This window comes from Xanthobacter tagetidis, from assembly GCF_003667445.1.
GTDB classification, from domain to species: Bacteria; Pseudomonadota; Alphaproteobacteria; order Rhizobiales; family Xanthobacteraceae; genus Xanthobacter; species Xanthobacter tagetidis.
This window is the reverse complement of sequence record NZ_RCTF01000003.1, coordinates 182,781-200,005: the sequence shown is the minus strand read 5'-3', so window position 1 is coordinate 200,005 and position 17,225 is coordinate 182,781. Positions and strand designations below refer to the sequence as shown.

Genomic DNA, 17,225 nt, shown 5'->3' with positions numbered 1-17,225 from the left:
GGGCGCCGCGCCCCGCGGCGCGAATTCCCCTTCCACCGGCGGTGCCGCTGGGGCACCCTCTTCCTGCCGCCCGGCGCCTCCGGCGCGGGCCGGGCGCAACCCGCGCCATGACGGAGACCTGACCCGATGTCGGCCAGCTGGGCCTATCACCTGCCCAACTTCGCGCTCGCGGCGCTCATGTACACGCTGATCGGGCGGCTGCTGCTGTCGCTGATCTTCGCTCCCAATTCCACCAACTACATCTACCGCGCCTTCGTGCGCCTCACCGACCCGCTGATCGACGCGACGCGGATCGTGACGCCGCAGATCGCCCCGACCGTGGTGGTCGGCGCGTTCACCTTCATCTGGCTGCTGATCCTGCGCGTGGCGCTGCTCGCAGCCTTCGCCTTGTCGGGCGCGCTGCCGGTGGCCGGCGGAGGCGCATCATGAGCGCGCCGGTCCAACCCTACATCTTCGCCATCCTCGCCATCGCTGCGGTGAACGGCATCTTCTCGCCGTTCGTCCTGCCGGCCGCGATCCTGGTGGCGCCGTTCCTGCCCGCCTTCTTCGCGCAGAGCGTGGGGGTGCTGTTCTTCGCCACCTCGCTCCTGGTCTCCACCGGCACGATCATGCTCGCCGGGGTGCCGGCCGCGCTCTATGAGCGGTTCTCCGGCGCCAGCACCACCACCGAGGTCTCGCTCTGGATCTGGCTCGCCGGCACCGCCTTGCTGTCGATCCCCGCCGTGACGCGCTTCTTCGAAGTCGGCTTCTGATTCGCGCGCTCCCGCCGCGGCGGGAGCGCCGATGCCGCGGAAACGCCGAAATCGTCCCGCTCCCTTAGCGCCTGCCCGCGACAGCGACCTTCAGTCTCGCTCGCGCTGGCATGGCTCATGCTTGTCGATGGGATCGATCCCATGGAGCGGCAGATGGACGAAATCCGGCGCCTGGCATACGAATCGGTGGCGCGCGCATGCGGCTTCACCTTCCTCGCGGTCATCTGCATGATGATCGGACTCAGCTACGAGCCGGGACAATCGTTCCGCTTCGGGGGCATCGCCACCCTGATCCTGTGCGCGGCGCTGCTGGAACGCGCCCACAGCGCCGAGACGCGCGACCATCGCCGCACCGAGGTCTGGCTCCATCTGGAAAAGTCGGCCCGGCCGCACGAGCCGGCCGCCCGCCGCGTGGTGGGCGGCGCGCTCAGGGAAGCCTATCTCGCCTTCGCGCGCCACACGGCGGCCTGCGCCGCGGTCCTGCTCACGGGCTCGCTCCTTCTGGACCTCGCCAGCGTGCTCTGAGGCCGATCAGGCCTTGCCGAGATAGCCCGGCAGGTCCTGCGCCTCGTCGAGGCGCGCCAGCTTGATGGCGAGGCTCTCGGCGAGGTCGATGTCCGCCTCCAGCAGCCGGGTCGTCATGAAGGAGCGGAAATAGTTGCCCCACATGAATTCCTGGAACGGCGTATCCTCGTTGGAATAGGCCTTGCCGCGCACGCCGCGGGCGAGCGTGCGCCACGGATTGTCGGTGAGCGCCTCCACCGCGTCCGGAATCTTCACGCACGGCCGGCGGTTGCCCTCCATGTCGATGGGCCAGCAATATTGCGCCGCCTCCATCTTGCGCCAGAAGGCGCCGAGTTCGAGCGACGACCAATCGGCGAGCCTTGCGCCCAGACAGACCCAGTCATGGTCGATGCGCAGCAGCGCGCGGCACAGATGGTGGTGGTCCACCATGTAGAGGCGGCCGCCGGGGCCCACCACGTGCGGCACCGGCCGGGCCTTCAGCAGCGCCTTCAGCTCGGCCTTCGAGAGGCCCGCCATCTGCCGGCCGCGCCGCTTGACCTCGGACATGCCGAGCGTGAGCTGGGTCGGATGGAGCGCGGCGATCTCGATGCGCCCGTTCTTGCCGTCGTCGTCCGCCACCGCATGCCCTCCTTTGCCGGGAGGGACGGCGCGCGAGCGCGCCGCCCTCTGGATTATTGGCAGAGCGCGCGCCGATCAGCTTGCGGTGCAGACTGATCGGCGCGCGCTCCGGGTGCCGCCTCTCCCCCTGGTCAGCCGGGCGAGATCATGTTCTCGGGGCGCACGACCGCGTCGAACTCCTCGTTGGTCACATAACCCCCGCCCACGGCCTCCTCGCGCAGCGTGGTGCCGTTCTTGTGGGCGGTCTTGGCGATCTTGGCGGCGTTGTCGTAGCCGATCTTGGGGGCGAGCGCGGTGACCAGCATCAGCGAGCGCTCCAGCGCCGCCTTGATGTTGTCCTCGCGCGGCTCGATGCCGACCACGCAATTGTCGGTGAAGCTCACCGCCGCGTCGGCCATCAGGCGTACCGACTGGAGGAAGTTGTAGGCCATCACCGGATTGTAGACGTTCAGCTCGAAATGGCCCTGGCTGCCGGCGAAGGAGAGCGCGGCATTGTTGCCGAAGATCTGCACGCAGACCTGCGTCAGCGCCTCGCACTGGGTCGGATTGACCTTGCCCGGCATGATGGACGAGCCCGGCTCGTTCTCCGGCAGCGACAGCTCGCCGAGGCCGGAGCGCGGACCCGAGCCGAGCAGGCGGATGTCGTTGGCGATCTTGAACAGCGAGGCGGCGAGCGTGTTGATGGCGCCGTGCGAGAACACCATGGCGTCGTGGGCGGCGAGCGCCTCGAACTTGTTGGGCGCCGAGGTGAAGGCGAGGCCGGTGATCTCGGCGATCTTCGCCGCCACCTGCTCGGCGAAGCCCACCGGGGCGTTCAGCCCGGTGCCGACCGCGGTGCCGCCCTGGGCCAGCTCCATCAGGCCGGGCAGCGTCATTTCGATGCGCTTGATGCCGTTCTCCACCTGCTGGGCATAGCCGGAGAATTCCTGCCCCAGCGTCAGCGGGGTGGCGTCCTGGGTGTGGGTGCGGCCGATCTTGATGATGCCGCTCCACGCCTTCGCCTTCGCGTCCAGCGCCGCGTGCAGATGCCGCAGCGCCGGCAGCAGGCGATGGCTGATCTCCTCCGCGCAGGCGATGTGCATGGCGGTGGGATAGGTGTCGTTGGACGACTGGCTCATGTTGACGTGGTCGTTGGGATGGACCGGCTTCTTGGAGCCCATCACCCCGCCGAGCATCTCGATGGCGCGGTTCGAGATCACCTCGTTGGCATTCATGTTCGACTGGGTGCCCGAACCGGTCTGCCAGACGGCGAGCGGGAAGTGGGCGTCGAGCTTGCCGTCGATCACTTCCTGCGCGGCCGCAACGATGGCGTCGGCGATCTTGGGATCGAGCCGGCCGAGGTCGCTATTCACTTCCGCAGCGGCACGCTTGACGATGCCCAGAGCCCGCACCACCGGCAGCGGCTGCTTCTCCCAGCCGATCTTGAAATTGCCGAGCGAACGCTGCGCCTGGGCTCCCCAATAGCGATCGGAGGCCACCTCGATGGGACCGAACGTGTCGGTCTCGGTGCGGGTTGTCATGCAATAGCCCTTCTTCAATGAGATATTGTCGCGCGGTCAGCACGCGGGGCTCCTCATAGCGCAATCGCGACCGGCACACGAACGCCTTCCGCGGGCAGGCGCGGGGAAAGGCCGCAGACATCCAGGAGATGCGTTCGGAAATCATGCAACGCGATTACAACCGCGCGGCAAGATGAGAATTTGAAACGTTCTGATCCAAAATTCTTATGTAGAGGTAGCCGGAGATGGCGCGCCGATAAGATTTTGACCATATCTTTCAATAAGCTGCGCTATAAGCTGAGCGTGGAAGATAGGTTTGGTCCAAGGCCAGCCTTCATCCGTAGCGCAGTCTGGCGGCCGACCTTTCGGGGGAGGGGCGGGCCGCAGGTTTCGAGGTTCAGTTTGGGCAAACTCGTCAATCTTCACCGGGAGCGCAAAGCGCGCGACCTGAAGAAGGAAAAAGCAACCGCCGAGGAGAACCGTATCCGGTTCGGACGGACCAAGGCGGAACGTGATGCGTTACGTGAGGCCTCTGAGCGGACGCATAAATTCCTTGACGGACATGCCCTGACCGAGAGGGACGAAAATGAAAAGCCCCGTGGTTAAGAGATCCATCGTGATTGCCGGCCACAAGACCAGTGTCAGTCTGGAGGATGCGTTCTGGGAGGCACTCAAGGAAATTGCCACCAGCCGCCGCCTCACCTTGTCCGATCTTGTCGCGTCCATTGATTCGTCCCGAACCCAGGGCAACCTGTCGTCCGCCATCCGCCTGTTCGTGCTCGATCATTATCGAGGCGTGGCCGGTGGTGCGCACGGGCATGGAGCCGCGGATCGCACCGGCACGGCTCCCAGTTCCGTTGCGTAACCGAAACAGGGCCCTTATCTGATACATCTGCCGAGGCGGACGCCGCGTTGAAAGGCGGCGCACGCTTTCCTATAACCGCACGGCTTGGCCGACGCGCTGGGGGGCTGCCCCCGGAGCTCCTTGGCTTTGTCGCTCGGTGGCGGCGGGGGCAGGATACGCAGTGACGCGGGCGCCGTTCGGCGGCTCCGCCGACGGGAGACGACGGATGTCGTGGAAGAATCAGAGTGGCGGCCCCTGGGGTAGCGGGCCGCGCGGCCCCTGGGGCTCGGGGCCGTCGTCGTCAGGACCGACGCCGCCGGACATCGAAGACCTGATCCGCCGCAGCCAGGACCGGCTGCGCACCATGCTGCCTGGCTCGCTGGGCGGCAAGGGAATCATCCTGATCCTCGCTTTGGTGATGGGCGGCTGGCTGCTCTCCGGCTTCTACCGGGTGCAGCCCGACGAACAGGGCGTGGTGCTGCGGTTCGGCAAGTACGTCTACACGACGCAGCCGGGCCTCAATTATCACTGGCCCTACCCCGTCGAGACCGTGCTCACCCCCAAGGTGACCACCATCAACACCATCTCCGTGGGCATGCGGCTCGGCGAGGACGCGCGGCGCGGCACCTCCGTGATGCGCGACGTGCCCGAGGAAAGCCTGATGCTCACCGGCGACGAGAACATCGTCGACGTGGACTTCTCGGTGTTCTGGCGCATCGCCAATGCCGAGCAGTATCTGTTCAACGTGCAGAACCCCGAGGGCACCATCAAGGCGGTGGCCGAGAGCGCCATGCGCGAGGTGATCGGGCGCACCAACATCCAGCCGATCCTCACCGGCGCCCGCCAGGGCATCGAGACCGGCGTGCAGGACCTGATGCAGCGGACCCTCGACAGCTACAAGGCCGGCGTCCAGATCACCCAGGTTCAGATGCAGAAGGTCGATCCGCCGAGCCAGGTGATCGACGCGTTCCGCGACGTGCAGGCGGCCCGCGCCGATGCCGAGCGCGCGCAGAACGAGGCCCAGACCTACGCCAATCGGGTGCTGCCCGAGGCGCGCGGCGAGGCCTCGCGCATCGACAACGCCGCCCAGGCCTATCGCGAGCGCACCGTGGTGGAGGCCCGCGGCCAGGCCGCGCGCTTCCTCAAGGTGTTCGACGAATATCAGAAGGCGAAGGACGTGACCCGCGAGCGCATGTATCTCGAGACAATGGAACGCGTGCTGGGCGGCGTCGACAAGGTGATGATCGACCCCGGCGCGACCTCCGGGCAGGGCCAGGGCGTGATACCCGTTCTGCCCCTCGCCGATACGTTCCGACGTCCGCCCGCGCAGGGCACCCAGCCGCAGGGAGCCACGCGATGAGAAGCCCCGTCATCGGAGGGGTGCTCGCCGTCCTCGGCGTCATCGCCCTCCTCGTCGTCTATTCGTCCGCCTTCATCGTCTACCAGACCCAGCAGGCGCTGGTGCTGCGCCTCGGCGAGCCGCTCGAGCCCATCACCCGGCCGGGCCTGCACTGGAAGATGCCGCTGATCGACAGCGTGGTGTATCTCGACAACCGTATCCTCGACCTCGAAAATCCGTCGCAGGAAGTGATCGCCTCCGATCAGAAGCGCCTCGTGGTGGACGCGTTCGCGCGCTACCGCATCGTCAACCCACTGCGCTTCTACCAGTCGGTGGGCACGGTGCAGGGCGCCAATTCGCGCCTCTCGACGGTGCTCAACTCGTCGCTGCGCCGGGTGCTGGGCGAGAACACCTTCACCACCGTGGTGCGGGACGAGCGCGAGAACCTGATGCGCCAGATCGGCGAGCAGGTGAACCGCGAGGCCCGCAACTTCGGCATCGACGTGGTGGATGTGCGCATCCGCCGCGCCGATCTGCCCGAGGCGAACAGCCAGGCGGTGTTCCAGCGCATGCAGACGGAGCGTCAGCGGGAAGCCGCCGAGATCCGCGCCCAGGGCAACGAGGCGGCGCAGCGCACCCGCGCCCGCGCCGAGCGCGAGGCGACCATCGTCGTCGCCGAGGCCACCTCCAAGGGCGAGCAGCTGCGCGGCGAGGGCGATGCGGAACGCAACCGCATCTTCGCGGATGCCTTCGGGCGCGATCCGGACTTCTTCGCCTTCTACCGCTCCATGCAGGCCTACGAGGCGAGCATGAAGACGGGCGACACGCGGATGCTGGTGAGCCCCGACTCGTCCTTCTTCCGCTACTTCAGGGATCCGGCGGGCGCTGCCTCGCCGGCTCCGCCGCCGGCCCGCCCCGCGCCGGCCAACTGACGCGAGCCATCCCGGGGGCGGCATGACGGATTTTCTTGCCGCCCTCGGCCTCGTGCTCGCCTTCGAGGGACTCGTGATCGCGGCCTTTCCCGGCGCCTGGCGCCGGGCCATGGAGGCGGTGCTCGCGGCCCCCGAGGGGCCCATGCGGCTCATCGGCCTCGTGGTGGGCGCGCTGGGCGTTCTCATCGTCTATGTGGTGCGCGTCCATCTTGTTTGATCGTGATCGCCGGCCCCTGCCCGCGGACGCGCTTTGGCCTCAAAGCTCCCGAACCCTTGAAAAGGCCGTGTTCTCACGCGCCTGTTTGCTGTGAGGAGACGCTTTGGCCTTGCCCCAGCAAGGCTTCGGGCGCAGCTTCCCATGCGACGCCTTCGAGGAGAGCCATGCCCGCCTATTCCGCACGCCGCCCGCTCGCCGTCCTCCTCGCGCTTGCCGCGCTCGTCGCAGTGTCGCCGGCCCATGTGGCCCGGGCCGCGCCCGGAAAGGGGCCGGACTCGGTCGCCGACGTCGCGTCGAGGGTGATGGACGCGGTGGTGAACATTTCCACCGCCCAGACCGTCTCCAGCCAGCGCGGCGTCCCGGTGCCGCAGTTGCCGCCAGGCTCGCCGTTCGAGGACTTCTTCGATGAGTTCTTCAAGCGCCGTCAGGGCGACGACGACCAGAACCGCTCGCGCCGCGTCTCCTCGCTGGGCTCGGGCTTCGTCATCACGCCCGACGGACTGATCGTCACCAATAACCACGTGATCGCCGACGCGGACGAGATCTACGCCAACTTCAACGATGGCACCAAGCTGAAGGCTGAGCTGATCGGGCGCGATCCCAAGACCGATCTCGCGCTGCTCAAGGTCACCCCCGCAAAGCCGCTCACCGCGGTGAAGTTCGGCAATTCCGACGTGCTGCGCGTGGGCGACTGGGTGATGGCCATCGGCAATCCGTTCGGCCTCGGCGGCACGCTCACCGTGGGCGTCGTCTCCGCGCGCAACCGCGACATCAATTCCGGCCCCTACGACAACTTCATCCAGACCGACGCCGCCATCAACCGCGGCAATTCCGGCGGACCGCTGTTCAACATGGAAGGCGAGGTGGTGGGCATCAACACCGCCATCATCTCCCCCTCGGGCGGCTCCATCGGCATCGGCTTCTCGGTGCCGGCGAACACCGCCCAGCCCATCATCGCCCAGCTCGAACAGTTCAAGGAGGTCCGGCGCGGCTGGATCGGCGTGCGCATCCAGCCGGTCACCGAAGATCTCGCCGAGAGCCTCGGCATCGGCAAGGCGCGCGGCGCACTGGTCGGCGTCATCACCGAGAACAGCCCGGCGGCGCGCGCCGGCCTCAAGGCCGGCGACGTGATCGTCACCTTCGACGGCAAGGACGTGAAGGAGGTGCGCGACCTCACCCGCGTCGTGGCCGACACCATGGTCGACCGCGAGGTGGACGTGGTGGTGATCCGCAACGGCAAGGAGGAGACGCTGCGCCTCAAGGTCGCCCGCATGCCGGAGGAGGACAAGCCGGACACCGACCAGCCCAAGCCCACCGACGCGCAGAAGGTGCAGCCGAAGCGCTTGCTGGGCATGGACCTCTCGCCCATGTCCGAGGACCTGCGCAAGCGCTTCCGCATCAAGACCGAGATCACCGGCGCGGTCATCACCAATGTGGACCGCGGCACCCCGGCCGACGACAAGGGCCTGAAGGCCGGCCAGGTGATCGTCCAGGTGGGCCAGGAAGCGACCACCAGCCCCGCCGACGTGGAGAAGCAGCTGGGCGAACTGCGCAAGCAGGGCAAGAAATCGGCTCTGCTTCTGGTCTCCGACGGCGAGGGCCAGCAGCAGTTCGTCACCCTGCCCCTGAACTGAGCCCGAAGAACGGGAGGCGGCCGGCACGCGCCGGCGCGCCGCCCGGTTCAGGCGCTCGCCAGCGCCCGGCTGATGACCATGCGCTGCACATCGCTGGTGCCCTCGTAGATCTGGCAGATGCGCGCGTCGCGATAGAGCCGCTCGATGGGGAAGTCGGCGAGATAGCCATAGCCTCCGAAGGTCTGGAGCGCCTGTGAGCACACCCGCTCCACCATCTCCGAGGCGAACAGCTTCGCCATGGACGATTCCTTGTGGAACGGCCGGCTCCGATCGCACAGCGACGCCGCGTGATGGGTGAGCTGGCGCGCGGCCTCCACCTCGGTGGCCATGGAGGCGAGGCGGAAGCCCACCGCCTGATGGTCGATGATCGCCTGGCCGAAGGAGCGCCGCTCCTTCGCATAGGCCACCGCCGCATCGAGCGCGGCCTGGGCGATCCCGACCGCCTGGGCGGCGATGCCGAGCCGGCTCTTCGCGAGCGCCGCGAGCAGGATCCTGTAGCCCTTCCCCGGCGTCCCGAGCACGTGCTCCTCGCCGAGCTCCATGTCGGTGAGGAGCAGCTGGGCGGTGCCCGTCGAGCGGATGCCCAGCTTCTCCTCCTTGCGCCCCACGCCGAAGCCGGGCGTATCGGTCGGCACGAGGAAGCAGGTGAGGCCGTTGGGGCCGGCGGCAGGATCGGTGCTCGCGAGCAGGACCACGAGGTCGGCATACGCGCCGGCGGTGATGAACTGCTTGGCGCCGTTCAGCACATAGCCCGAGCCCCGGCGCTCGGCCCGGGTGCGCACGTCGGCGGCGTTCGAGCCCGCCTGGGGCTCGGTGATGGCGACCGCCCCCAGCATCTCCCCGGCGACCAGGGGACCCAGGAAGCGCTCCTTCTGCGCCTGCGTGCCGTGTTCGAGGATCGGCATGCAGGCGAGCGAATTGTGGGTCGACATCACCACGGCCACCGAGGCATCCGCTTCGGCGAGGGCCTCGACCGCCATGGTCAAGGCCAGATAGCTCGCGCCCACCCCGCCCCATTCCTCGGGCACGGTGACGCCCAGCATGCCCAGCCGGGCGAGCGCCTTCAGTTCGGCGGCGGGAAAGCGCGAGGTGCGGTCCCGCTCCGCGGCGCCCGGCGCCAGCTCCGCGCGCGCGAACCGGCGTGCGGTGTCGCGGATCATCTCCTCGTCCGGTGTCATGGGCGCCTCACTCTCCCGCGCCCGCGCCTTGCGGTGGCGCGGGCTATTGCTTGTGCTTGACCGCAGCCTTTCATTGCGAATTTTGGCAGTCAATTGCGCAAATAGGGGAACCCCGAGCCCGTTCGGTTCCCTTCCGGCGCCGGCCGGGGCCCTTGACTTTGCGTCATCCGGCGGCTTGCATGGGCGCATGACCCACGCCGAGAGCCACCGCCGCCCCTGCCCCATCGCAGGACACTGACCCCGCGCTCGGCCTCTGCGCCCCGGGTGCCGGGGTTGCTCACGCTCTGCCGCCGCCCCGTGCGGCAGGCCTGAGGGGCGCAGCTCATCCGTGATTTTCCAGCGCATCGCGCCGCAGGCGCATCGCCCGGCCATGCGCACAGCATTCGAGAAGACCATGACCAGATCGACCGGATCGGGCCGCCGGCCCGCCCTCGTGCTCGGCCGCGAGGACCATGACCGCCTCACCGGGCTGGCCAGCGCCGCCCTCGACCGCTTCCCCGATGTGGCCGAGGAGCTGCTCGGCGAACTCGAACGCGCGCGCCTCGTCGCCGCGGCCCGCGTGCCGGCCTCCGCCGTCCGCATGGGCTCCACGGTGACCTACAGCGCCGGGGATACCGAGCGCACCGTCACGCTGGTCTATCCGCAGGACGCCGACATCGCGGCCGGGCGCATCTCGGTGCTCACGCCCATCGGCACGGCGCTAATCGGGCTTTCGGAAGGCCAGTCCATCGCCTGGACCGCCCGCGACGGCCGCCGCCAGGACCTGACGGTGGTGTCCGTCCGGCCGCCCGCGCCGGACGCCGAGGCGCCCGCCGGCGCGAAGCCGTAGCCGAGGCGGGTCGGACCGTGGCCAGCCGGAGCTACCCGCCGACCGCGTCCTTCACGCACTTGGTGGTGAAGCTGGTCTTGGCGGCGCCGGCGAGCTTCTTGTCGGCCGCCTGGCTCTCGCAGGTCGTCTGGGCGTCCTTCTGGCACTTCGTCAGGAAGCTCGTGCGCGCCGCGCCGGCGAGCTTCTTGGCGTCCGCCGAGGCGGTGCAGGTGTCGGCAAGGACGCCCGTGGCGGCAAGGGCAACGAGCGCGACGGCAAGGGCGAGCGACTTCATGTGCGTGTTCTCCAGAAGGCCCTACGGCCGGGACGATTCTAGTGCGCATCGGGGCGGGCACGCAATGCGCGATATCCGACTTATCACATTTTTATCAATGGCTTAGATCGAGATCCGATCTGCCGCAACGTTATCCGAGCGGTCACGCTGCAGTCCGTTCGGCAACCGGATGAGCTTTCGGATGCGCGCTGGCTTTGCCGGCGCGCGGACGTATGTTCGCCATGCCGCGCGAGAAGCGGTGAATCGCAGGGGATTACGAACGGAATGTTTGGCGAGCTTGTCTTCCGGCTGTCGCGGCGTCTCTCAGGCCGGCTTGTCGAACACCCCTGCACCGCCTCCGGGCCGATGGTGTATCTCCACATCCCGAAATCGGCCGGTGTGTCGTTCAACAACAGCCTGTCCGAAGCCCTGGGGTCCGCCGCCGTGATCGCCGGCTTCGACCACAGCCTGTTCGGCGCCTTCGACGCCTTTGATACCCTCGGTCCCGAGGTGAGCGCCACGGTCTATGGTCCTGACGTCCCCCTGCCGGCCGGAGCGGACTTCATCGGCGGGCATTTCGCGCTTTCGACCCTGCGGCGCAACTATCCCGTCGGCAACTACTGCAGCGTGGTTCGGGAGCCGGTCTGCCGCCTGATCTCGCACTGGCTGTATTGGCGGCAATTCAGCGACGATGCGCTCGCGCCCTGGGGACCGGACTGGGCGCGCCTGGTCAATCTGGCGCGGCGCCCGTTGCTGGAGTTCCTGCAGGCGCCCGAGATCGCATGCCAGACCGACAACCTGGTGACGCGCATGCTGCTATGGCCCGATCAGCGCATTCCGGCGGGCGGCTTCATTCCCACCGGCGCCGATTCCTGGCTGCTGATCGATGCGCTCAAGGCGCTGCGCCGTCTTCACTTCGTCGACCACCTGGAGAATCCGCAGTTCGCGGCCAATGTGGGACGCTGGATCGGCAGGCCGTTCGTGATGCAGCGCGCCAACGAGACGCGGCGCGCGCACGACGGTTTTCCCGTGGACCTCGATCACGAGCTTACGCCGGAAGCCCTCGCTTTGCTGGAGCATCGCAGCCGCCTGGACCTCGTGCTGTGGCGCGAGGTCGTGGCAAGCCGGCAGCCGTCCGAAAGCCCGGACGCGCTTCGCAGGCGCGCGATCGCATCGGTCCTGGAGCGGCACCGCGCGGTCCAGGCCTGAGTGAGCGCCGCCACCGCGGGCGCCGCCGTCCCTCTCACACCTTGGCTTCGATGCCTCGCCATGAGCCAAGGCTGAAGGCCCCGCCGGCCGGCGACGCCTCGCCGCCGACCGCGCGCACGATCTCGCCGATCTGCTCGAACTGGCCCGCCAGCGGGTTGGTCCGGCGCCACACCATGCCGATGGTGCGCGAGGGGCGCGGGTCGAGCCGCGCGACCGAGACGGCCGCCGAGCGCGTCTCGATCTGGACCGCCATCTCGGGAATGAGGGTGACGCCGATGCCGGCGCCCACCATCTGCACCAAGGTGGTCAGCGATGAGCCCTCCATCAAATCGCGCGGCACGCGCGATTCCATCTTGCAGAAGGACAGCGCCTGGGCGCGGAAGCAGTGGCCCTCTTCCAGCAGCAGCAGCCGCATCTCGCGCAGCATCTGCGGGTTCGGCACCGGAGCGTCGGCGTCCTCCAGCGGACGGACCAGGACGAACTCCTCGTCGAACAGGGGATGTTCCGCCAAAGCGGGCTCGGACACCGGCAGAGCGACGATGGCGGTGTCGAGGCGACCCTCCACCAGGTCCTCCACCAGGCGCTGCGTCACCGCCTCGCGCGGGCGCAGATCGAGGCCTGGGAAGCGCTCGGTGAGGCGCTTGATGACGCGCGGCAGGAGATAGGGCGCGACGGTGGGGATGACGCCGATGCGCAGCCGCCCCGCCAGCGGCGCGTGGGAAGAGCGGGCCAGGTCGTCCAGTTCGTCCACCGCCCGCAGGATGTCGCGCACCCGCAGCGCGAACTCCTCGCCGAGGCTGGTGAGGCGGATCCGCCGCATGCCGCGCTCCACCAGCGGCGCGCCGAGAATGTCCTCCAGATCCTTCATCTGGAGCGAGAGCGCGGGCTGCGAGATGGCGCACGCCTCCGCGGCGCGGCCGAAGTGCCCATGCTGCGCCAGCGCGTCGAAATAGCGAAGCTGCTTCATCGAGACGCCAATCATAAGTTCAGCATATTAGACCGATTAGAAAATGCAAATTTTCATTATCAGAACTCTGGACTAGAACTCCGCCGTGACGTGAGTGGGTGCTCAGTCCAGGGATCGTGCCGCCGCGCGAGGGAAGCCCCTCCCGGCCGCGCACATTCGCCGGCGCCCAGGATCGCAAGAAACATCGTCGGAGAGCACCATGGGCGAGATCGACACCAAGCCGGCCGGCAAATGCCCGGTCATGCACGGCGCGAACACCGAAATCCGCATGTCCAACCTGGACTGGTGGCCGAACGCGCTCAACCTGGACATCCTGCACCAGCACGACACGAAGACCGACCCCATGGGGAAGGACTTCGACTATCGCGAGGCCTTGAAGACGCTCGACTTCGACGCCCTCAAGGCCGACATGGTCGCGCTCATGACCGACAGCCAGGAATGGTGGCCGGCGGACTGGGGCCACTATGGCGGCCTGATGATCCGCATGACCTGGCACGCCGCCGGCTCCTACCGCATCGCCGACGGCCGCGGCGGCGCCGGAACCGGCAACCAGCGCTTCGCCCCGCTCAATTCCTGGCCGGACAACGCCAGCCTCGACAAGGCCCGCCGCCTGCTGTGGCCGGTCAAGAAGAAGTACGGCAACAAGGTGAGCTGGGCCGACCTGATCGCGCTCGCCGGCACCATCGCCTATGAGAGCATGGGCCTGAAGACCTTCGGCTTCGGCTTCGGCCGCCCCGACATCTGGCACCCCGAGAAGGACACCTACTGGGGCGCCGAGAAGGAATGGCTCGCCCCGTCCGACGCGCGCTACGGCGACGTCAACGACCCCAAGACCATGGAGAACCCGCTTGCCGCCGTGCAGATGGGCCTCATCTACGTCAATCCGGAAGGCGTCAACGGCAAGCCGGACCCGATGAAGACCGCCGCCCAGGTGCGCGAGACCTTCGCCCGCATGGCGATGAACGACGAGGAGACCGCGGCGCTGACCGCCGGCGGCCACACGGTGGGCAAGACCCACGGCAACGGCGACGCCGCCAGGCTCGGCCCCTCGCCCGAGGGCGCGGACATCACCGAGCAGGGCTTCGGCTGGGCCAATCCCGAGCAGCACGGCCTCGCCAGCCGCGCCGTCACCTCGGGCCTCGAAGGCGCCTGGACCACCCATCCGACGAAGTTCGACATGGGCTTCTTCGACATGCTGTTCGGCCACGACTGGGAGCTGCGCAAGAGCCCGGCCGGCGCCTGGCAGTGGGAGCCGGTGAGCATCAAGGAGGAGGACCGGCCGCTGGACGCCAGCGACCCCTCCAAGCGCCACAACCCCATGATGACCGACGCCGACATGGCGATGAAGGTGGACCCCGCCTACAACGCCATCTGCCGCAAGTTCATGGCGGACCCGGCCTATTTCCAGGACACCTTCGCCCGCGCCTGGTTCAAGCTGACCCACCGCGACATGGGCCCCAAGGTCCGCTATGTCGGCCCGGACGTGCCGAAGGAAGACCTGATCTGGCAGGACCCGGTGCCCGCCGGCCGCACCGACTACGACGTGGTCGCGGTGAAGGCGGCGATCGCCAATAGCGGCCTCACCGTCTCCGAGATGGTGGCGACCGCCTGGGACAGCGCCCGCACCTTCCGCGGCTCCGACATGCGCGGCGGCGCCAACGGCGCGCGCATCCGCCTCAGCCCCCAGAAAGACTGGGTCGGCAACGAGCCGGAGCGCCTCGCCAAGGTGCTCGGCGTGCTGGAGCCGATCGCCGCCAGGACCGGCGCGAGCCTCGCCGACGTGATCGTGCTGGCCGGCAATGTGGGCGTGGAGCAGGCGGCCAAGGCCGCGGGCGTCGACGTGAGCGTGCCGTTCGCGCCGGGCCGGGGCGATGCGACCGAAGCCCAGACCGACGCGGACTCGTTCGCCCCGCTGGAGCCGATCCACGACGGCTACCGCAACTGGCTGAAGAAGGACTACGCCGTCAGCGCCGAGGAGCTGCTGCTCGACCGCACCCAGCTCATGGGCCTCACCGCCAACGAGATGACGCTTCTGGTCGGCGGCCTGCGCGTGCTCGGCGCCAATTTCGGCGGCGCGAAGCACGGCGTGTTCACGGACCGGGAAGGCGCGCTCACCACCGACTTCTTCGTGAACCTGACCGACATGGCCAATTCCTGGCAGAGCGTCGGTGGCGGCGTCTACGAGGTGCGGAACCGCAAGAGCGGTGCGGTGAAGTGGACCGCGACCCGGGTGGACCTGGTGTTCGGCTCCAACTCGATCCTGCGCGCTTATGCGGAGGTCTATGCCCAGGACGACAACAAGGAGAAGTTCGTCAAGGACTTCGTCGCCGCCTGGACCAAGGTGATGAACGCCGACCGGTTCGACCTGACGGCGTGACGCCCTCCCCCGGCCGCACCGCGCGGCCGGGGGAGGTCCTTTTACAGGATCGTGCACGACACGATTGGACCGCGCTCCGAGGAAAACGCCTTCCTCACTGGCCCGCAGTGGGTGCTCCGACACGGTAGACGTGAAAGCGCCAGGCGCTATCGGGGGCTTGCGCCACCCCCAGTTCCGTCAGCCCCAGCTGCCCCGCATTCGCAATCGCCGAAACCGAGAGCAATGCATCGATATGGAGCGCGGCGAGCGCTTTGGGATCGTAGCTCAGGGTGATGGTGTCCGGCGCCCGGTCGGCGATGCAGCTTGACTGGCAACCCTTGCCGCCCCTGTAGAGATCCGCCGCATAGAGATAGACGCGGTTGCCCCAGGCGGTGAAATAGCGCTCCAGGGCCTTGTCCCGGGCCAGTTCTCCCTCGATCACTTTCTGCACGCGCGCGTGGAGGGAGATCGGGATCAGCTGGAAATACCCGTCGGTGGTCTGGAAGCCGTTGTAGTTGGCTATGAAAGGATCGCTGCCAATGGTTGCCAGGCGAGTTTCGCCGCGCGGGCGGCCAATCAGCCTCTCCACGGCATCGAATACGCGCGGCGAGTAATATTCCTCATAGGTCAGTCCGATGCGGTCCTGCCTGTAGAGCTTGCCGAGCCCGGCCGCCACCACCGGTGGGACGCTCCCTAGCGTGCCGTGGTGCGCCTGGGAGGCCAACCGGGCGAGCAGGCGGGAGCCGGGATCACTCAGCACAAGGAGAACCGCGATCTGGGGCACGACGAGCACCGCGCCCACCACTGTCGGGGAGAGGCGCGTTTTCCCCGAGATCAGCCCGGCGAGCCGGGCGGCGGCAATCCCGAATGCCAGATAGTAGAGCGGCGGGGCGAGCCAGATCCAGCGCTTAAAATCCAGTTCCCGCATCGCCCCCGGCATCGGCATCACGCGCTGGGCCGCATACGGCAGCACAGCAAGCAGGCCGAGCACGAGGATGGCGACAAGGCACGCGGTGATGGGATGGCGCGCCACGATCCCGGTATGCTCGGCATCTTCCTTCGGTCGCGCGAACCATTCCGTCACCGCACCCGCCAGCGCCACCATCAGCGCCCACGGAGCCACCGCAGGATTGGCGTGGAAGATGCCGGTGAAGAACGACTTCAGCAGGGCAAGCCCGGCGCCCGCAGGAGACAGCTCCCGCCCGGCGCGCAGCGAACGCTGAGTCTCAAACGCACCGGATAGCTTGAGCGCAAGGATGCCGTAGTCGGAGATGGCATAGCCCGCCGCAAGGGTCGCACCGACCATCATGAGCCTGACACCCGCTGCCCAGCGCGCCCGCGCCAGCAGGACGAGGCAAGCCAGTGCGACGAGGGCCATCAAAAACAGCCCTACCAGGGCCAGCGAACTCGCAAACGGGAATACCGCGACGTACGCGAAATCGAAGGGCGACGCAGTTCGCCGGCAGATGGCGATGATCGCGGCAGCGAGCATCGGCAGTCCGATAATGCTGAGGAATGTTCCCGGCATGTAGTTGAAGAGGCTGAAGCACGCGGCCGCCACCACCGCGATCGCCACGCGATCGTCCGCCGTCGCAAACAGCTCTCGGGAGACCAGGCGATACATCCCGCAGAAGCCGATCGCCCGCGCGATGATCTCCGCGACGACCGTAACCCAATAGGGCGGCAGCAGGAGATAGAGAAGGCCTTGCGCCGAGAACTGGGACCCAAGGCTGACGCGCGGCACACCGGTATCAAACAGGCTCGGAACCTGGCTGCTCCAGAACGCGAACATGGTCCCGGTGCGCGCCAGGATCACGTTCCAGGCATGGAAGGAATCCAGATAGTCCCAGCTATGGACCAGAGAGCCGGAGCCGAGCACGATCTTGGGGAGCAGCATCAACGCGAGCGCTGCGCCCCAAGCCGAAAGCGCCACGATCACCAGTGGCCGCAGCGAGAATGGCCGAGCCTGCCCCATCGAACACCCCCCAACACCGCCGCCACGGACGGCCGCATTTCGCTTCGACCAAGGTCTCGGCGAAGCTATCCCGCCGCAAATTCAAGCCGTCCTATCCC

At 67.9% G+C, this 17,225-nt stretch carries 18 protein-coding genes; 12 read left to right on the top strand and 6 right to left on the bottom strand.

What is annotated here, in order from left to right; genetic code table 11:
* Window positions 1–126: 126 nt before the first annotated feature.
* The 3 genes from D9R14_RS05345 (at window position 127) to D9R14_RS05335 (ending at window position 1,277) form a co-directional block, all read left to right on the top strand.
* A complete protein-coding gene (locus D9R14_RS05345) occupies window positions 127–429 on the top strand; it encodes a YggT family protein (RefSeq protein WP_121622276.1) in 303 nt (100 codons plus the stop codon).
* Window positions 426–752, top strand: a complete 327-nt coding sequence (locus D9R14_RS05340) for a hypothetical protein (protein ID WP_121622275.1) — start codon at window positions 426–428, stop codon at window positions 750–752. Before D9R14_RS05345 ends, D9R14_RS05340 begins: the two co-directional genes overlap by 4 nt.
* 117 nt (window positions 753–869) lie before the next feature.
* On the top strand, window positions 870–1,277 hold the full coding sequence (locus D9R14_RS05335; protein WP_170168509.1) for a hypothetical protein: 408 nt from the start codon (window positions 870–872) through the stop codon (window positions 1,275–1,277).
* A gap of 6 nt (window positions 1,278–1,283) precedes the next feature.
* Here the strand turns inward: D9R14_RS05335 and D9R14_RS05330 are convergent, their stop codons facing one another.
* Window positions 1,284–1,895 carry a ParB-like protein gene (locus D9R14_RS05330; protein WP_121622273.1) on the bottom strand — a complete coding sequence of 204 codons (612 nt, stop codon included), beginning with the start codon at window positions 1,893–1,895 and terminating at the stop codon, window positions 1,284–1,286.
* Window positions 1,896–2,026: 131 nt separating this feature from the next.
* Window positions 2,027–3,415, bottom strand: a complete 1,389-nt coding sequence (gene fumC / locus D9R14_RS05325; RefSeq protein ID WP_121622423.1) for a class II fumarate hydratase — start codon at window positions 3,413–3,415, stop codon at window positions 2,027–2,029.
* Between the two features lie 381 nt (window positions 3,416–3,796).
* On the opposite strand from fumC, the gene D9R14_RS05320 reads away from it, so the two are divergent.
* The 6 genes from D9R14_RS05320 to D9R14_RS05295 all read left to right on the top strand — a co-directional run bounded on the left by D9R14_RS05320 (window position 3,797) and on the right by D9R14_RS05295 (window position 8,360).
* Window positions 3,797–4,000 carry a DUF4169 family protein gene (locus D9R14_RS05320; protein WP_121622272.1) on the top strand — a complete coding sequence of 68 codons (204 nt, stop codon included), beginning with the start codon at window positions 3,797–3,799 and terminating at the stop codon, window positions 3,998–4,000.
* Entirely contained in the window at window positions 3,981–4,259 is a 279-nt protein-coding gene (locus D9R14_RS05315) for a ribbon-helix-helix domain-containing protein (protein ID WP_121622271.1), read from the top strand. Before D9R14_RS05320 ends, D9R14_RS05315 begins: the two co-directional genes overlap by 20 nt.
* A gap of 205 nt (window positions 4,260–4,464) precedes the next feature.
* Window positions 4,465–5,598 carry an FtsH protease activity modulator HflK gene (gene hflK / locus D9R14_RS05310; RefSeq protein WP_121622270.1) on the top strand — a complete coding sequence of 378 codons (1,134 nt, stop codon included), beginning with the start codon at window positions 4,465–4,467 and terminating at the stop codon, window positions 5,596–5,598.
* Window positions 5,595–6,509 carry a protease modulator HflC gene (gene hflC / locus D9R14_RS05305; RefSeq protein ID WP_121622269.1) on the top strand — a complete coding sequence of 305 codons (915 nt, stop codon included), beginning with the start codon at window positions 5,595–5,597 and terminating at the stop codon, window positions 6,507–6,509. The genes hflK and hflC overlap by 4 nt, the downstream gene beginning before the upstream one ends.
* 22 nt (window positions 6,510–6,531) lie before the next feature.
* Window positions 6,532–6,726, top strand: coding sequence for a DUF2065 domain-containing protein (locus D9R14_RS05300; protein ID WP_121622268.1), 195 nt, complete (start codon window positions 6,532–6,534; stop codon window positions 6,724–6,726).
* Window positions 6,727–6,890: 164 nt separating this feature from the next.
* On the top strand, window positions 6,891–8,360 hold the full coding sequence (locus tag D9R14_RS05295) for a DegQ family serine endoprotease (RefSeq protein WP_121622267.1): 1,470 nt from the start codon (window positions 6,891–6,893) through the stop codon (window positions 8,358–8,360).
* 47 nt (window positions 8,361–8,407) lie between these two features.
* Here the strand turns inward: D9R14_RS05295 and D9R14_RS05290 are convergent, their stop codons facing one another.
* A complete protein-coding gene (locus D9R14_RS05290) occupies window positions 8,408–9,538 on the bottom strand; it encodes an acyl-CoA dehydrogenase family protein (RefSeq protein ID WP_121622266.1) in 1,131 nt (376 codons plus the stop codon).
* A gap of 394 nt (window positions 9,539–9,932) precedes the next feature.
* On the opposite strand from D9R14_RS05290, the gene rnk reads away from it, so the two are divergent.
* The gene (gene rnk, locus D9R14_RS05285) at window positions 9,933–10,367 is read left to right on the top strand and encodes a nucleoside diphosphate kinase regulator (RefSeq protein WP_121622422.1); all 435 of its coding nucleotides are present in this window, start codon (window positions 9,933–9,935) and stop codon (window positions 10,365–10,367) included.
* 31 nt (window positions 10,368–10,398) lie between these two features.
* Here the strand turns inward: rnk and D9R14_RS05280 are convergent, their stop codons facing one another.
* Window positions 10,399–10,641 carry a hypothetical protein gene (locus D9R14_RS05280; protein WP_121622265.1) on the bottom strand — a complete coding sequence of 81 codons (243 nt, stop codon included), beginning with the start codon at window positions 10,639–10,641 and terminating at the stop codon, window positions 10,399–10,401.
* Between the two features lie 264 nt (window positions 10,642–10,905).
* Between D9R14_RS05280 and D9R14_RS05275 the strand changes: the two genes are divergently transcribed.
* Window positions 10,906–11,829 (top strand): hypothetical protein, encoded by a 924-nt coding sequence (locus tag D9R14_RS05275; protein WP_121622264.1) that lies wholly within the window; start codon window positions 10,906–10,908, stop codon window positions 11,827–11,829.
* Between the two features lie 34 nt (window positions 11,830–11,863).
* Here D9R14_RS05275 and D9R14_RS05270 read toward each other — a convergent pair whose 3' ends face one another.
* Window positions 11,864–12,811, bottom strand: a complete 948-nt coding sequence (locus D9R14_RS05270; protein ID WP_121622263.1) for a hydrogen peroxide-inducible genes activator — start codon at window positions 12,809–12,811, stop codon at window positions 11,864–11,866.
* A gap of 184 nt (window positions 12,812–12,995) precedes the next feature.
* Here D9R14_RS05270 and katG point away from each other — a divergent pair, with 184 nt between their 5' ends.
* Window positions 12,996–15,173, top strand: coding sequence for a catalase/peroxidase HPI (gene katG / locus D9R14_RS05265; protein WP_121622262.1), 2,178 nt, complete (start codon window positions 12,996–12,998; stop codon window positions 15,171–15,173).
* Window positions 15,174–15,267: 94 nt separating this feature from the next.
* On the opposite strand, the gene D9R14_RS05260 is transcribed toward katG, so the two are convergent.
* The gene (locus tag D9R14_RS05260; RefSeq protein ID WP_147452950.1) at window positions 15,268–17,127 is read right to left on the bottom strand and encodes a DUF6044 family protein; all 1,860 of its coding nucleotides are present in this window, start codon (window positions 17,125–17,127) and stop codon (window positions 15,268–15,270) included.
* Window positions 17,128–17,225: the final 98 nt, after the last annotated feature.

Excerpts from the sequence above, each read along its gene's own strand:
- D9R14_RS05280 (WP_121622265.1), bottom strand. The coding sequence starts at position 10,641 with ATGAAGTCGCTCGCCCTTGCCGTCGCGCTCGTTGCCCTTGCCGCCACG.
- D9R14_RS05345 (WP_121622276.1), top strand. The coding sequence starts at position 127 with ATGTCGGCCAGCTGGGCCTATCACCTGCCCAACTTCGCGCTCGCGGCG.
- D9R14_RS05315 (WP_121622271.1), top strand. The coding sequence starts at position 3,981 with ATGAAAAGCCCCGTGGTTAAGAGATCCATCGTGATTGCCGGCCACAAG.
- D9R14_RS05260 (WP_147452950.1), bottom strand. The coding sequence starts at position 17,127 with ATGGGGCAGGCTCGGCCATTCTCGCTGCGGCCACTGGTGATCGTGGCG.
- D9R14_RS05270 (WP_121622263.1), bottom strand. The coding sequence starts at position 12,811 with ATGATTGGCGTCTCGATGAAGCAGCTTCGCTATTTCGACGCGCTGGCG.
- D9R14_RS05300 (WP_121622268.1), top strand. The coding sequence starts at position 6,532 with ATGACGGATTTTCTTGCCGCCCTCGGCCTCGTGCTCGCCTTCGAGGGA.
- D9R14_RS05275 (WP_121622264.1), top strand. The coding sequence starts at position 10,906 with ATGTTTGGCGAGCTTGTCTTCCGGCTGTCGCGGCGTCTCTCAGGCCGG.
- D9R14_RS05340 (WP_121622275.1), top strand. The coding sequence starts at position 426 with ATGAGCGCGCCGGTCCAACCCTACATCTTCGCCATCCTCGCCATCGCT.
- hflC (WP_121622269.1), top strand. The coding sequence starts at position 5,595 with ATGAGAAGCCCCGTCATCGGAGGGGTGCTCGCCGTCCTCGGCGTCATC.
- hflK (WP_121622270.1), top strand. The coding sequence starts at position 4,465 with ATGTCGTGGAAGAATCAGAGTGGCGGCCCCTGGGGTAGCGGGCCGCGC.
- fumC (WP_121622423.1), bottom strand. The coding sequence starts at position 3,415 with ATGACAACCCGCACCGAGACCGACACGTTCGGTCCCATCGAGGTGGCC.
- D9R14_RS05290 (WP_121622266.1), bottom strand. The coding sequence starts at position 9,538 with ATGACACCGGACGAGGAGATGATCCGCGACACCGCACGCCGGTTCGCG.
- D9R14_RS05335 (WP_170168509.1), top strand. The coding sequence starts at position 870 with ATGCTTGTCGATGGGATCGATCCCATGGAGCGGCAGATGGACGAAATC.
- katG (WP_121622262.1), top strand. The coding sequence starts at position 12,996 with ATGGGCGAGATCGACACCAAGCCGGCCGGCAAATGCCCGGTCATGCAC.
- D9R14_RS05295 (WP_121622267.1), top strand. The coding sequence starts at position 6,891 with ATGCCCGCCTATTCCGCACGCCGCCCGCTCGCCGTCCTCCTCGCGCTT.
- rnk (WP_121622422.1), top strand. The coding sequence starts at position 9,933 with ATGACCAGATCGACCGGATCGGGCCGCCGGCCCGCCCTCGTGCTCGGC.